General features: G+C 51.0%; 12 protein-coding genes. 9 read left to right on the forward strand and 3 right to left on the reverse strand.

Annotated elements, in window-relative coordinates:
• Window positions 1-157 precede the first annotated feature (157 nt).
• Window positions 158-1,387 carry an OprD family outer membrane porin gene (locus tag K0H81_RS16565; RefSeq protein WP_220059047.1) on the reverse strand — a complete coding sequence of 410 codons (1,230 nt, stop codon included), beginning with the start codon at window positions 1,385-1,387 and terminating at the stop codon, window positions 158-160.
• Between the two features lie 408 nt (window positions 1,388-1,795).
• Between K0H81_RS16565 and K0H81_RS16570 the strand changes: the two genes are divergently transcribed.
• Window positions 1,796-2,512, forward strand: coding sequence for a FadR/GntR family transcriptional regulator (locus K0H81_RS16570; protein WP_258406319.1), 717 nt, complete (start codon window positions 1,796-1,798; stop codon window positions 2,510-2,512).
• Window positions 2,513-2,562: 50 nt separating this feature from the next.
• Here K0H81_RS16570 and K0H81_RS16575 read toward each other — a convergent pair whose 3' ends face one another.
• Window positions 2,563-3,102 (reverse strand): DUF3087 domain-containing protein, encoded by a 540-nt coding sequence (locus K0H81_RS16575; protein ID WP_258406320.1) that lies wholly within the window; start codon window positions 3,100-3,102, stop codon window positions 2,563-2,565.
• A 340-nt stretch (window positions 3,103-3,442) separates the two neighbouring features.
• Between K0H81_RS16575 and K0H81_RS16580 the strand changes: the two genes are divergently transcribed.
• The 8 genes from K0H81_RS16580 (at window position 3,443) to K0H81_RS16615 (ending at window position 12,153) form a co-directional block, all read left to right on the forward strand.
• Window positions 3,443-4,774: a Na+/H+ antiporter NhaC family protein gene (locus tag K0H81_RS16580; protein WP_011866974.1), complete on the forward strand. Its 1,332-nt coding sequence runs from the start codon at window positions 3,443-3,445 to the stop codon at window positions 4,772-4,774.
• A 230-nt stretch (window positions 4,775-5,004) separates the two neighbouring features.
• Window positions 5,005-5,706 carry a DUF998 domain-containing protein gene (locus tag K0H81_RS16585; protein WP_258406321.1) on the forward strand — a complete coding sequence of 234 codons (702 nt, stop codon included), beginning with the start codon at window positions 5,005-5,007 and terminating at the stop codon, window positions 5,704-5,706.
• 8 nt (window positions 5,707-5,714) lie between these two features.
• A complete protein-coding gene (locus K0H81_RS16590; RefSeq protein ID WP_144202159.1) occupies window positions 5,715-6,431 on the forward strand; it encodes a 23S rRNA pseudouridine(2604) synthase RluF in 717 nt (238 codons plus the stop codon).
• A gap of 564 nt (window positions 6,432-6,995) precedes the next feature.
• On the forward strand, window positions 6,996-8,663 hold the full coding sequence (locus K0H81_RS16595) for an FAD-dependent oxidoreductase (protein WP_220059050.1): 1,668 nt from the start codon (window positions 6,996-6,998) through the stop codon (window positions 8,661-8,663).
• A 66-nt stretch (window positions 8,664-8,729) separates the two neighbouring features.
• Window positions 8,730-9,086: a cytochrome c3 family protein gene (locus K0H81_RS16600; RefSeq protein ID WP_144202163.1), complete on the forward strand. Its 357-nt coding sequence runs from the start codon at window positions 8,730-8,732 to the stop codon at window positions 9,084-9,086.
• Between the two features lie 364 nt (window positions 9,087-9,450).
• On the forward strand, window positions 9,451-9,834 hold the full coding sequence (locus K0H81_RS16605; protein ID WP_220059051.1) for a hypothetical protein: 384 nt from the start codon (window positions 9,451-9,453) through the stop codon (window positions 9,832-9,834).
• A 598-nt stretch (window positions 9,835-10,432) separates the two neighbouring features.
• On the forward strand, window positions 10,433-10,951 hold the full coding sequence (locus K0H81_RS16610; RefSeq protein ID WP_220059052.1) for a DUF4823 domain-containing protein: 519 nt from the start codon (window positions 10,433-10,435) through the stop codon (window positions 10,949-10,951).
• 881 nt (window positions 10,952-11,832) lie between these two features.
• Entirely contained in the window at window positions 11,833-12,153 is a 321-nt protein-coding gene (locus tag K0H81_RS16615) for an SMI1/KNR4 family protein (protein WP_220059053.1), read from the forward strand.
• A gap of 515 nt (window positions 12,154-12,668) precedes the next feature.
• On the opposite strand, the gene K0H81_RS16620 is transcribed toward K0H81_RS16615, so the two are convergent.
• Window positions 12,669-14,825, reverse strand: a complete 2,157-nt coding sequence (locus tag K0H81_RS16620) for a S46 family peptidase (protein WP_220059054.1) — start codon at window positions 14,823-14,825, stop codon at window positions 12,669-12,671.
• Between the last annotated feature and the right edge of the window lie 148 nt (window positions 14,826-14,973).

A 14,973-nucleotide genomic window follows, 5' to 3' on the forward strand; every position in this document is an offset into this window, starting at 1 on the left:
GCGTCATCAAAAGCAATATCTAACCAAACATTAAATATAATCAGCGGCCATCCCGGCCGCGCAAGCATAAATAATTTGATAAAGGGCCCCACGCCTCAAATGGTGCAGGGAGCGTAAGACGCAGGGCCAGGACTCGCTTTACGTTTTGGTTAACCCATTAAATACCCAGAGTAAGCTTATACTTGATATAGAAACGGGTATCGGTCAGATCCTCTCCATTGTCATAATCCACAATGGCGTGTCTCGCCCGCACACTTAAACCTTTCATCAAACTATCCAGTGAATAGCTGACCGAGAAGTTGGTTTCGCTAAAGTCACTGCCCGAAGTCTCAGGCACATCGAAATCACCATAGAAGACGTAAGCGCTCAGCCCTTTTGCCCCCAGCTTATCGAAGTCGTAGGCCACTCTCAGGGCATTGACCGTCTCGTTGGCACGGGCCGATTGATTGACCTGCAGGATCACCACCTTGTCATCACCCCAAGGGGTCAACACGTTATCATCCCCTGACTTGGCATACATATAGGTGAGGTTTACTCCGGCATATTTTAGGCCGAGGTGCGCGCCATACTGATAGGTATCCAACTCGCCGGCGGTCTCCTTACCAGAGGATTGCTGGGTTAGATAAGAGGGGGTGACATAGAGGTTGGCATCCCCGACATTCATCGACAGATTCAGTTTCACAAAGGTCTGATTGAAGACATCTTCCATGCGGTAGTGCCAGAGATCGGCAGCGCCTTTCACGCCATCGAACTGCAACTTGTATTTGCCGCCCAGGGCATAGACAGGGTTATCGGCGACTTCGACGACCTGACCTGTCGTGCGTCTCACCTCACTGGCGACAGCCTCTGCCACTGTCACAAATTGATTGTCGAACCACCCCATGGAGTCAGTGATATAGAGGGCCGAGAGGGTGAGATTATCGACGCTATTGTTATAGGCGGTAAAGCCACGGAAGGTGCGGGGAATGGCGCGGATATCATGGGGGTTCATCATAGGGGTACGCAGCTCTTGCGCACCATATTTAAACTTGGTGTTCCACCACTCGCCCTGGATGAAATACTCCTGCAGGCGATTCACGTTCTCGTGATTCGGTCCCACCAGGCCATAGAAGCTATCCGAGTCATTGGTCCACAAGGAGTTGGCCGAAGCAAAGCTGGTGCCTATGCTGATGCCATTGACGGCGGCAGTGTTGTAATAGAAGAGTCCACCCAGCGAGGTATCGTGCTTGGTATTGGTGTCTCCGTCGAAATCACGGGTAAAGTCGAAGAGTCTCAACTCGCCCCGCAAGCTGCCTTGACTGAACATCTGATCTAAACTGGTGTCAGCGGCAGCCGGTAGCGCAATAGCTGACATCACCAATAGCGATAAATAGTTTTTTTTCATCATCTTATTTCCCTGTCTCTCGAATAAGTCCGACATCAAGCAGACCTTTGAGAGAATCATTCTTTTGTCGTTATTCGTCGCTGCGCAGCAACACCAAGCCTGAGGTCACCCTTGTCCCTTCGGTGACACTCGATTACATAACGCCAACAATTTAACGTTATACGTTAAATGTACGACATTTAAATTTGGCGGTATATTGCATCGATTGAGATATGAACAGTCGCTCACGGATTTATGTAAAGTGGGGAAAGGGTCACTTTTGTGATAATCAATTGTTAAAAATTGCTAACGCGACTATTGAATTTTTGCGGCAGGGGCTGCTAGGGGAAATAGTGGTAATTCAGCATGAACTACTCAGAAGATGACTAGCTATGATATAATTTTCATCCACTTAATTTTATGGAATTTATCTTGAACACTTTTCAGCCAATCAAACAGGTCAAGGCCTCTGAAGAGGTGTCTAATCAGCTCAAACAAGCCATTTTCCAAGGCAAGTTTAGTGTCGGCGATAAATTACCCTCAGAGCGGGAACTGATCGAAAGTTTCCAGGTGAGCCGCACCGTGGTGCGCGAAGCGATCAAGAGTCTTGAAGCGAAAGATCTGGTAGAGATCAAACAGGGAGCCACCGGCGGCGCCTTTGTAAAAGCCCTCACCTTCGAGCGCCTGAGCAACGACTGTAAGGATCTCTTCTTTCTCGGCCAGATGTCGTTTAGCGAGATCTGCCAGGCAAGATTGGCCATCGAGCCCATAGTGGCCGGCCTCGCCGCAAAATACTGTACCCAAGAGCAGGCCATTCAGCTGCGTGAAGCCAATGCCCATGAGAGCGACAGCCTGGCCTACCCAGAAACGGTATTTCTGCGTAGCCGAGTCCATTATCTGTTGGCCGACATGTGCCAGAACCGTTTCCTGATGGCGATAGACAAGTCACTGATCCAACTGGTTGCCTCTATCGTCCAGCAATTTCAGCCCGATACCGACAAGATACACCCGGCGGGCCTGCATAACTCTATCGTAGATGCCGTCATCGCCGGCGATGAAAAAGCGGCCGAAGAGGCGATGCGTAGCCATCTCACCGAATTTATCGGCCTGTTAGCAGGAATCGAAGAGGAATACCGCAACAGCCGCTAGTCAATGGTTTGAGCCTTGACGGCGTCTTTACTGAAGACGCCAGCCTAACGCTAAAACTTCTCCAGCAGCGATTCGTCGAAATCCTCAGGGCCGATATTAAGCCCAAGCTCGGCGATGCGCGCCTTAACCGCCTCTAGCTCCTTATCGACCTGGCTCAGGGTCAATGTGTTGTCATCCAGCAGATAGACCAGCTTCTGGCTGCTGAAATAGAACACCTGTATGGTGAGGGCGTCGATGTCGTTACGCTCGCCCGCCTGCTTAATCTGCTTAAACTTGCGGTAGATGCGGTTCTGCAGCGCCTTGAGCCTCGACACATAATAGATCTCGCGAAAGTACGCTTTGTGGCGCTGCTGGTAGAGCGCCAAGGCGCAGGTGCCAAAGCCTATCAACACGCCGAAGAAATTCAGGTGCAGGTTGCCGGTCGACTCGCCGCTGACCACCTCCTGATTGCCAAACAAGGCGATCAACAGCTGCCCTGATACCAGAGACAGCAGGGCCAAGCTGGCGATAAACACCGCAATCACCCGATTTAAATGCTGGCGATAACGCGCCTTATCCACCTCGACTAACATCATTTTTTCGATTTCCAATCCGTTTTAGCCTAAGCAAGCCTAGCATGAGTAATAAGTTAAGTGACAGTTTTAACAAGATAAAAAATTTGATCTCTCGGCTTAAGCTAGGCAAGTTAATAACTTGTTACCGCAAGATGTTAACAGGCTTGTCAGAGGATTTAACAGCAACCAAACATTTAGCAGTAAAAACATCTAGACGTCTAAATTGACAGACGTCTTTCGATCTCATATCCTCTCACCTATTGAGATGTCCCATTTCGCAGAAAAGCGAGATGTTCCAGCTAGGAGGGCAAGGGAACGAGCATCCAGTTTTAATGACACGTCTCCAAGGAGACGTTTAGCGAGAAGAGAGAGCGTTTTGACAACACCAACACAAACCACGGCCCCAAAGGCATCGTTTATCGCCCTGCTGCCACTATTCCTATTTCTGGCCCTGTTTATCGGTGCCGGCGTCTATTTCCAGAGCCAGGGCGTCGACTTTGCCTTCTATCAGCTGCCGAGCGTGGTCGCCATCCTGCCCGCCATCATACTGGCGCTGCTGATCTCGAAAGAGAAGCTAAACCAGAGCATAGAGACCTTCATCGGCGGCATAGGCCACTCCAACATCATCGCCATGTGTCTCATCTACCTGCTGGCCGGCGCCTTTGCCTCCGTGGCCAAGGCCACTGGCGGCGTGGATGCTACCGTGGCGCTGGGGCTGTCGTTAGTGCCCTCTAACCTGCTGCTACCCGGTTTCTTCGTGATCGCCGCCTTCATCGCCACCGCCATGGGTACCTCTATGGGCACCATAGCCGCGGTCGCCCCAATCGCGCTGGGCGTGGCCGAAGAGGCGCAGATCGATCTGGCGCTGATGGCCGGGGCTGTGATCTCAGGTGCCCTCTTTGGTGACAACCTGTCGATCATCTCTGACACCACCATTGCCGCGACCCGCACCCAGGGCTGTGAGATGAAAGACAAGTTCAGAGAAAACCTGATCTTTGCCATTCCCGCCTCGCTGATCACCCTGGTAGTGTTCACCCTGGCCGGTCAAGGCCAGGCCGATGTGGCGCCGCAACAGATAGATTTTCTTAAGGTTATCCCCTACCTCACCATCTTGGTACTGGCGGTCGCCGGGCTGAACGTGTTCGTGGTGCTGACAGTGGGCATCTTGCTGGCAGGCATCACCGGCTTTGCCACCCTGGACTATGGCCTGATCCAATTTGGTAAGGATATCTATGCCGGCTTTAGCAACATGCAGGAGATCTTCATCCTCTCCATGCTGGTCGGTGGCCTGGCGGCCCTGATGCAGCAACAGGGTGGACTGGCATTTGTGAGCAAGCAGATTGAGAAGCTGATCGTCCGCTTCTCCAGCGCCAAGGGCGAGGCCTCGACCCGCGCCTCTGAGCTCGGCATGGCAGGCATAGTCGCACTGACCAACACCTGTGTGGCCAACAATACCGTCTCTATTGTGGTGACCGGCGATATCGCCAAAGATCTGGCCGAGAAGCATGAGGTTACTCCTAAGCGCGCCGCCAGTATCTTGGATATCTTCTCCTGCATCATTCAGGGCTTGATCCCTTACGGTGCCCAGGCGCTGCTGATCGCCTCCACCTTCAGCATCAGCCCGCTGCAGGCGGTTGCCCACGCCTGGTACTGCATGATCCTCGCCATAGTTGCCATCGCCATAGTGGTACTGCGTAAGCGTCACTAAGCTGAATTTGTGCGCCCTAACCATGGGCGCACGGATCAATTTGTGACAATCCTCACCTTAACAGTTCCACTCTATGGGGGTTTTCACTTAAACTAATGCCATAGGGATATAATTGCGACGCAGTGAATTAGGTTAAGCATTTACTGAAATTAGCCATGCGTCGAAACGAAAGGAGTACCAAAAATGTACTCCTTTTTTATATTCAAAAAATAACAATAAATGGCATCGCTATGGCCCTACACCAACCCATAAACTATGACCTGCAACGCATGGTGGTCTTCACCATTCTGACCGGTGCGCTCATCTCTGCCCTGGGCATCTCTATCTCCCTGTTCGCCAAGTTCCAGGTGATGGGACTGGAGGCCTTTAACCAGCGGCCGGATCTGCTGGGCAACTATGTGGACTCCCCCCTGGCCTATATCTTCAACATGGGACTTATCCTGGCAGGCTCTTGCATACTGCTGGCCATGTACGGCCTGTTGCAGCTCAAGCTGGGGCACTTTGGCAACTATATCGCCTTCGCGGGCTTTGTGGTGGGGGTGACCATTATCCTCATCGGCATCTACCCCATCAACTACCTCAAAGAGCACAGGCTGTTTTCCACCATCTTCCTGATCGCCACCATCATCCTCTATTTCCTGACCCTCTCGGCCAGGGTCAACCATAAGGCAATCTGTTCGACGCCGCTGTTTATCGTTAGCGGCCTGGGACTGACGGCGGCCAGCAGCCTGGCCCTCATGGTCGATTGGGGGATACTCGACTTCGCCCCCTGCAGCCACCACGACGGCTCTATTTGCGGCGTCGCCTTTGCTATGTGGGCCCAGACCAATCTGGTGATGATCTGGTGTGTCACCCTGGCGCTCACCATCAAGAAGCTCGCCAGACACAGCTATCAGGACAACCTGATCAGCCAAGTCTCGGCCCACGGCTAGGCGCGTCGATGCGCCTCGCCCAGTACCTGGCCTTAACTGGACTCTGCTCGCGCCGCGCCGCATCGAGACTGATCCGCGACGGGCGAGTCAGCCTGGACGATCGGCTCGCCAAACACACTGACAGCATCGAGTTGATAGAGACGCCCGCAGGCACACAGGCATCGCTCAGCGTCTGTGTCGATGGCGAGCCTCTGCCCCCTATCGCCGACAAGGCCTACTGGATATTCAACAAGGCGGTTGGGACAGACTGCCGCCTGCTGGCAGAGGATACAACCAGCTTGATCCATCTGCTGCCACAGCAGCCGCGACTCTACCCCGTGGGCCGGCTGGATAAAGACTCCAGGGGGCTACTACTACTCACTAACGATGGCGAGCTGACCCAGCGCCTGATGCACCCCAATTTTGCCCACCACAAACGCTACCATGTCAGGCTAGACAGGCCCTTCGATGATGATTTTGTGGTTAAGATGGCAGCAGAGGTCAGCTATAAGGATGTCACCACACTGCCCTGTCAGGTGACACGCCTAAGCCCAGACAGCTTCGAGATTGTCCTCACCCAGGGGCTCAACCGCCAGATCCGCCGCATGAGTCAGGCCCTTGGCCACAAGGTAATAGACCTTAAACGCGTCGCCATCGAATCCTTAACCCTGGGCGATCTGCCAGAAGGCGAGATGCGACCGCTAACCCAGGCCCAATTAGACGGGCTTTGGCGCGATCTTGCCTAACCGCCTATAGCCAACTCTTGGCTAACTCTTAGCTAACCCTTAGCCGAATGCCAGCGCAATGTAGTCAGCCTGCTGTTAGCCAGCACTTCATCTAAGCTCCTCTCGCCTAATCCCCATCTCACCTCTCACCTCTCACCTTTCACCAAAGCCGAGCCAGAGCCCAAACCCAAGCCCAAATCTAAGCCTAAACCCAAGCCCGCTCAAAATTTAAGCAACAGCTAAAGTAATGGTTAGCGCACCAGCTTGCAGCATCCACTTAACCACTCGCACTATCCCTCTGCTCACAACCAAACAATAACCAACTGTTTTTATTGCAATAAGTTAACTATCTGTATAGTGGCGCTCAAAATCACACCGTTTTGTGAAGCACAGCAAAGATGTCACCTTTAAGGCTTTCGACCAATTATCATATGTCATACATTTAAAAGGCGGAGTTTAAATTTGGTTTCCCAAGTTTGCCGCTAATTTGAGTTAAAAAAATAAATATCATGGGGCAAAACCCAGTCTGGTGCCTTTCCCTAGCCAGTCAAAGCGCGCAAGACAAAGGCATCAAAGGAGTATGAGATGAGTAAAGAGTATCCACAGAAATCGAAAGAAATTGACCAATACACAGCCAATGTCCTGCAACATGGCATCTCACGCCGGAGCTTTCTGACCCGCGCCGCCATGGGCACGGGCGGGTTAGCCTTCGCGGGTATCGCCGGCACGGCAAGCGCCTCAGAGGCGCCTGGCCAAGAATACGCACAGATAGGCAATGCCTCGCTGGAATTTATGCCTAAGCCCAAGCCAATCGCCGACAGCGAGATCGCCTCGACCCAGACCTTCGATGTGGTGGTGGTTGGTGCCGGCGCATCGGGCGTACCCGCCGCACTTTCAGCCAGAGAGAATGGTGCTAGCGTTGCCGTGCTGCAAAAGCAAGCCATAGTCGTTTCTCAAGGCAACACAGGTTCAGGCCTCGACCTTAAGAAGTGTGACAAAGCCGGTGTTGAAGCCCTGGTTAACCGTCTAATGGCGGATAACGCTCACCGCAGCCACCCTGAACTCATCAGAAGCTGGGCTTATAACTCAGGTGAAGCGGTGAAGTGGGTACTTGACCGCGCCAACAAAGGTGGGGCTAAGGGTGTAGACCAAGGCACTAAGCCACAACACGGTATTCATGGCATTACTGAGCACTCGCTGGAATTCGTCACTTCATACTTCGGTCCTAAGCCATACACCGCGGGCGACGGTATGCGTGCCCTGGCGAAAACCGCTGAAAAAGCCGGTGTTAAGTTTTTCTTCAACACCCCTGCACAACAGCTGATCCAAGATGAAACCGGCAAAGTGATCGGCGTTATTGCGCAAAACCGTGATGGTAAGTACCACAAGTTTATGGCGAAGAAAGGTGTCATTCTTTCTGCCGGCGACTACCAAAACAATAAGGCGATGTGCGACTTCTTTATCCCAGATCTCAAGAACTTCGAACGCAAGCAGATGGATCGTACCGGCGACGGTTTCTCCATGGCCTACTGGGCGGGCGGCGTGATCGAGCCTGCGGGTCACACTAAGATGCTTCACGACTTCGACGCGGGTCCGGCGGCAATGTGTGATATGCCATTCCTGGTGGTTAACGGTAAAGGTGAGCGCTTCGTTAACGAGCAGGTAGAAATGTCATTAATGAACAACTACCTACGTGATGAAGTTAACCAAGGTCGCTACAACCAAATCTTCGACTCTAACTACATGGAGCAGTCAAAAGACTGGCCAGGACGTGCATACACGCCTGAAGAGTTAAAGCATTACATGCCAGAAGTTGAAGGCGAAAAGAAAGGCGTTTACCCATCTCAAATCAATACCTTTGTCGCTGACACGCTAGAAGAGTTGGCAGAGAAACTCGGTTGTGATCCTAAGACTTTCGTTAAAAACGTTAACCGTTACAACGAGCTATGCAAAACAGGTAAAGATGACGACTTCGGCAAGGCGCCAAGCAAGATGGCTCCTGTACTGAAAGCGCCTTTCTACGGTATTCACCGCCGCATGCGTATCTCGGCTATCACCTCTGGTGTACTGGTTGATGCGAATCATCAGGCATTGGATGCAGATGGTAAGCCAATCGGTGGCCTGTTCATCGTCGGTAACATGGGCGGTGGCTTCTACGGCGGGGTCGACTATCCATTGACAGTGTTTGGCCTCTCATTGGGTCGTTGCTACACCTTCGGTTACCTGACCGGCAGACACGTCGCCAAGTTATAACAGGCTGAATCTATTACGGATGCCCGAGCATAGGGCCATCTTGCAAATGATAGAATGGAATAGAAAATGAAAAACGTAAAATTAATCAATATGATACTAGCCGTTGCCTTGAGCTTATTTGCCAACGCAACATTTGCCAAAGAATTGCCACTACTGGATCAGACCCACCTAGAAGCCGGCATTAAGTGTGCGAGCTGTCATGGCAAGGCCGAGCCTCGTCAGGCCGTGACCATGATGAAGTGCGTCAAGTGCCACAACACCCAGAAACTGGCGAAGAAAACGGAGAACTTCAAACCGACCAATCCCCATAAGAATCGCCACTTCGATACAGAAACGGATTGTACTAACTGCCACAAGGTTCACCAGAAATCTGAGAACTATTGCACCGGCTGCCACAATCGATTCGATTTCGTGGTGCCCTAGCAGGCGGGGTTAAACAAGCATATCTGTAAACAAAACCACCTCGTTAAGAGGTGGTTTTCCCCTCGAAAAAGGCGAGCCACTCACCCAAACCCCATCATCTTCCCCTATCCCTTAAGACCGGGTGAGTGACGCGCCTTTTATCAAGACACGCGCTTTATCAAAGTGCGTTTTATCAAAGTGCGCTTTATCAACTTTCGCTTGGCAGCCAGTTGCCTGCAATTCACCAGCTGCCCATCACCATACTAACCATATCCCAGTTAAATCCCTTGGATTAGTGACAGGTCACATTCCCTGTCATAAGCCAGCGCTATAGTGATTATTGCGCGAGAAAACGATATAAAAATAAAACTCACTAGGGGGTTACATGACATCGACAGAAACGAGCGAGCAAATCACAGAGAAGCAGCGTGGATTTTGGCTAAGCGCCTTCTTAGTCCTGATGTTTATCGCCAATCCGCTGACCGCCATCACCTATTTTGCCAATCCACAAGCCATCACAGAGATCTACCCCAGCGCCAGCACCGGCATACTCTATTTTCTCGGACTAATGAGCCTGATGAATGTCGTCCTGGCCACCATGATCTGGCGATGGCAGAAGCTAGGCGTATATGGTTTCTACTGCGTCATCGCCATCGGATTTGTCATCAACCTCTATATCGGCATAGGCGTTATGAGCTCATTGACTGGGCTGCTCGGCGGCGTGCTCGTCTTCGTAACCACTAAGAAACGATGGGAACATTTTTCTTAAGCACTAGCCTGCTTAAGGGGGGCTTTGTTGGGGGGCTTTGTTGGGTGAATAGTCACTAGAGTAACTTCCGGCTTGATTTGTATTGGGTTGGTGATTGAAGGTCGAACCTTCATTGTTATCTAACGCCTGCCCGGCGGGTGCAGTACATGAAGGTACCAATGTCGTGATCACATGGTCAGTGGTGCTCCCTGCATCAGGCCAACATTCTCCATATCCCTATGGGTCAGATATGAAAGAACGACGTATATGCAGATACGCCTGCGACACGCTGTACGCCATCTAACCTCCAAGGATGGAGGGAATGCGGAAAAATGTCAGGAACATATTTGGCCCTGGCTGCTCTGCGAAATCATCTGACCTACATGGATGTAGGGAATGCCGAAAAATGTCAGGAACATTTTCGGCCCTGAAAACGAAGGTCACCGGCGTATCTACACCCGGTGCTTTCATCTCTTCGATTTGGCATTACTGGGAGCTATGGGGTCTTTGTCTTTGTTTCTTGATAACTTATTTGTTAGTGATGCAGTTCATGGACTCAGGCATGGAATAAAGCTAGGCTAATTTGGCGATTAATGGGTTAATTGAATAAGGCTCTGCGATGATAAAAAAGATAACACTTCTTACCTCTGCATTATTACTCACAGCTTGTAGCTCGACCTATCAACACTCGGCGCTACAGGCCCCCATTGCCAAGTTAGATCCTGCCAAAGGCGTATTAATCGCCATGCCCAAAGATGGCTGGTATGGCAACCAAGAATATCGTAACTCAGGCCGGATGACGGCCAATGCTGTGCGAAGCGCCTTCTCCAAATACACAAGTAAGGTCAGTATCGCGGCCGATTGCGTGGATGATGACTGCCTAAAACAGCTCGATGCCAATCAGTTTGGCTACTTTGTCAAACCTATCATTCTTCACTGGGAAGACAGGGCAACCGAATGGTCAGGGATCCCTGACACCATAGAGATTCAGCTTATCGTCTTGGATGCACAGACCAAGCAAGAGATCGCCAACGCGTCATACACAGGCAAGAGTAAATGGGCCAGTTTCGGCGGCGATCATCCGCAGGACCTCTTACCTGAGCCCACCAATGAGTTTGTGAGTAGCCTTTACAAATAGGCTGTGGACTTATGCTCGAGTATCAGGCTGAATGATTATTTAGTAGGTATTTAAAGGGCTAACCTTCATTGTTATCTAACGCCTGCCCGGCGGGTGCAGTACATGGAAGTACCAATGTCGTGATCACAGGGTCAGTGATGCTCCCTACATCAGGCCGACATTCCCCATATCCCTATGGGTAAGATATGAAAGAACGACGTATATGCAGATACGCCTGTGGCACGCTGTACGTCTTCACACCGGAATGGATGTTAGGGAGGTAAATGAAGGTCGTACCTTCATCGCCATCTAACGCCTGCCCGGCGGGGGTTGTGCAGATACGCCTGTGACACGCTGTACGCCATCCCTGGCCGCTCTGCGGTTTCATCCCTGAAACCGAAGGTCACCGGCGTATCTACACTCGGTATCCAACGTCTCTTCGATTTGACCGTGTTTGGGATGTAAAGGGAATGAAAGAGCTGATTTGGTTTTGCCCTAAAGTAAGTTGTTGGTCAGCTAGTAAGTCGCAAACTTACTGCCCTACGATTTTTTACCTAAGTCCTGTTTGTGAGATTTACCATAAGAAGTAGAAACTGGACAGATACACTGTCATATTTAAATTATGTGACTTTTGGGTGATTTTAAGTCTAAATCCGTGCGTGCTTTGCCGTTATTGATAATATAACTCCTTTAAAATCAACTGTATGTAATTCGTGTAAAGTAGATAATAGGTTTGGAAAACGCGCATGCGCGTTTTTCTAGATGGTATATTTAGCAAAATGCTGATAAGTTCATTGTATACAGATAGTTAACTGTGCGCGTTTTCACTGGTCCAACGAGGTAAACGCGCATGCGCACTAATAAGCTGTTATGCAGAAGGATAGATCAGGCATCTAAATATAATGAAAGCTACTTTACCTAAAGAATACATAGAGTTTTTTAAATCATCAGATCAGCTATGGGGTGAGACTGACTATGAATTTGGCGGGTATTTTGAGCTTGAGCCACTAGATAAAATTGAGCAAATGAACAATGACATCGGCATAGCTCAAGATGCACCTGGGTTCATTGCCTTCGCTTGTGATGGCGGAGGTGAAGTATTTGTATTCGATGAGTCTGGCCAAATATTTCTATTGCCCTTAATTGGTATGGAGCCAAGTGTAGCAGTAAAGCTTGCATCGTCTTGGAGTGAATTTGAAACACATATTGTGCAAAATGCATAACAAGGCGCTGCAACCGACCTCCGGTATTTGTCACTTTGTTTGCGAAAACCCCGCAAACAAACCGCCAAACACCTCCGGCGGCTGAGCGCGGCGTTACTGATCAAATACTCTAACGCGTTTCTGTCCAAATATGATTTTGCTTTTGACTTTCCTGTCAGGTTCAAAAGCGGTCAAATCGAAGAAACAATAGACTCAGTGTAAACACATTTGTGACCTTCCGAGGCATGGATGCCGAGGTAGAGCTCACATGGAAGTGCTCGTAGCGTGTCACAAATGTGTTTGCACATAAGGCCTGCGGCAGGCAATTAACCACAGTAACGGTTAACGCTAAAGCATGGCTAATTGAATTCAAACTACGTCAAGCCACGTCGAGCCAATAGGCACATTTCAATACATCACGCAGAAACCACTAACACCAGAAAACAAAAAGGGCCTAGATTCTCATCTAAGCCCTTTCAAAACTGGCGCCTATGGCTCGCTAATAGTAACTAAAGCGCCTCCACTAATCGCTAGAATTAGTGAACAATCTCCATTTCCGCCAGCAGGTTGTCGGCGTTGTCCAGATACTTCATCACCCATAGCATGTAGCGGCTGTCTACCTGGATAGAACGGTTGGTGTCGGTATCGTAGCCCCAGTCGCCGATAATTGACTCATAGACGCCGTCAAACAGCAGGCCAACCAGCTCGGCGCGGCCGTTAAGGGTTGGTGAACCTGAGTTACCACCTGTGGTATCTAGAGTCGACAGGAAGTTCACCGGCACAGAGTCGATAGACTTCACATAGTAGTCGCCATATTGCTTCTGCTTGATCAGCTCAAGCTGCTTCTTAGGCGCGTCGAACGGATCTTCACCCGTGTCTTTAGCCACTATGCCTTCCAGGCGAGTGAAAGGTACGGCAACCAGACCATCTTGTGGCGAGTAACCCTTCACATGACCCACGGTCACACGCAGGCTAGAGTTGGCGTCGGCGTACACTGGCTTACCCAGCTCCTTGTTGTAGGCGATGATGGCATCCATATATTGAGGACGCACCTTCATCAACTTGCCATACAGCTCCTTCTCTTTCTTCTCCTGGGCCATATCAGTGTCATACATGGCAACGGCAAACTGAATGAAAGGATCTTTAGAGGCCTTGAAGTCGGCTACCGACTTGTCCATCCAGGCAAGACGAGTCGCCTTGTCACCCAGCTCTGTCTTGGCGTACATCTTATCCAGTACCTTGCTCAGCTTGGCAGCGTCGAACTTCTTGCCTATGCCGAATGCCTTGTCCAGCTCAGGGATGCGCTCTTCGCTAGGCAGCTTGGCGTAACGGCTCAGCAGATCCAGTACCACGGCCTTATCCACACTCGGTGCATAACGACGGTCGATACGCTCAAGGCCCGACTTGAAGCGGGTCATGTCGCGATCCTGGTAGCCAGGCTCACGCGCCATGTCGTCCAGCTGCTTCTCGTTAGCCAGACGGTAGAGGCTACGGGCAGTCGGCAGCATGGTGGTGTAACCGATATAACCTAAGATGATGTCGCGGGCCTGATGCTCCTGACTCTCTTTGATCAGCTTGTCCAGCTCCGCCATGGTTTGGCCATACTGGGCCTGACGCTTGCTGTCTTTGTTGATCCAGGCAGTCAATGCCGCCTCGCGGGCCTTGCGATCGTCGAGCATGGTCGACTTGCCATAGAACTCGATCATCGAGGTGAAGTTTTTGGCATAGTTGGCCAGACCGGCGATCAGGCTCTCATACTTGATGCGCTCGTCGCTGCCCTCAGGCGCGGTTTCCTTGATGATCTCGATGAAGCGTTCACGCAGCATCTTGCCTTCTGGATAGGCCCACTCGAACTGGTTTTCCACCTCGTTGGCGGTGCGGTAACGATTGGTGCGACCCGGGTAGCCGGCAACCATGACGAAGTCGCCATCGCTCACGCCCTTGGCAGACACCTTAAGGAAGCTCTTAGGCTCGTAAGGCACGTTGTCTTTGCTGAAATCAGCAGGCTTGCCATCTTTCGACACATAGCCGCGATAGAAAGAGAAGTCACCTGTATGACGTGGCCACATCCAGTTGTCGATGTCGCCGCCGTACTTACCTACGCTAGCCGCCGGGTTATACACCAGACGTACGTCACGAATCTCAAGCTGCTTAACCAGGTAGTACTCCAGGCCGCCGTGGAAGCTGTAAACCTGACAGCGATAGCCATCATCGGCCTCACACTGGGCAACCAACTGCTTCTCTTTGGCTTCGATGCCCTGATAGAAGTCATTGCCTACCTTGTTTTCAAGGCCGGCTTTCACCTCATCGGTCACATTGGTCACGGCTTCGGTGACATAGATGCGTGAACCTGGGGTAGCGGGTAGCTCTTCGCCGTAGTTCTTCGCCAGGAAGCCATCTTTTAGCAGGTTCTTCTCTGGGGTCGAGTTGTATTGAATCGAGCCATAGGCACAGTGATGGTTAGTCACTACCAGGCCCTTAGGCGATACGAACGACGCGGTACAGCCACCTAGGCTGATCACGGCGTTCATGGGGAATTCGGTGAGTTTAGAGATAGATTTGGCGTCGATTTCCAGCCCTTTGGCCTTCAGCTCATCTGCCATGGCAGGCAGTTGATAGGGCTGCCACATCCCCTCATCGGCTTGAGCGCCGAAGGCAGCGGCGAGCGCCACTGACACGAGTAACTTTTTCATTTGCTAAGTCCGTTTTATCGTTATAAAAATTTTTATAATACCCAATGGCCTTTTAAGTCCTCAGCGCATGAAGCCTTAAAAGCCCTACAAAAAAGTCGGGCAATGGCCCGACTTTATCATAAATTCTTGAGTAACAAACAGCTTAGCA

Source organism: Shewanella halotolerans (assembly GCF_019457535.1).
GTDB lineage: Bacteria > Pseudomonadota > Gammaproteobacteria > Enterobacterales > Shewanellaceae > Shewanella > Shewanella halotolerans.

Bases quoted from the DNA above. Each gene is read 5' to 3' on its own strand.
- K0H81_RS16565 (WP_220059047.1), bottom strand. From the start codon at position 1,387: ATGATGAAAAAAAACTATTTATCGCTATTGGTGATGTCAGCTATTGCG.
- K0H81_RS16585 (WP_258406321.1), top strand. From the start codon at position 5,005: ATGGCCCTACACCAACCCATAAACTATGACCTGCAACGCATGGTGGTC.
- K0H81_RS16590 (WP_144202159.1), top strand. From the start codon at position 5,715: ATGCGCCTCGCCCAGTACCTGGCCTTAACTGGACTCTGCTCGCGCCGC.
- K0H81_RS16595 (WP_220059050.1), top strand. From the start codon at position 6,996: ATGAGTAAAGAGTATCCACAGAAATCGAAAGAAATTGACCAATACACA.
- K0H81_RS16600 (WP_144202163.1), top strand. From the start codon at position 8,730: ATGAAAAACGTAAAATTAATCAATATGATACTAGCCGTTGCCTTGAGC.
- K0H81_RS16605 (WP_220059051.1), top strand. From the start codon at position 9,451: ATGACATCGACAGAAACGAGCGAGCAAATCACAGAGAAGCAGCGTGGA.
- K0H81_RS16610 (WP_220059052.1), top strand. From the start codon at position 10,433: ATGATAAAAAAGATAACACTTCTTACCTCTGCATTATTACTCACAGCT.
- K0H81_RS16615 (WP_220059053.1), top strand. From the start codon at position 11,833: ATGAAAGCTACTTTACCTAAAGAATACATAGAGTTTTTTAAATCATCA.
- K0H81_RS16620 (WP_220059054.1), bottom strand. From the start codon at position 14,825: ATGAAAAAGTTACTCGTGTCAGTGGCGCTCGCCGCTGCCTTCGGCGCT.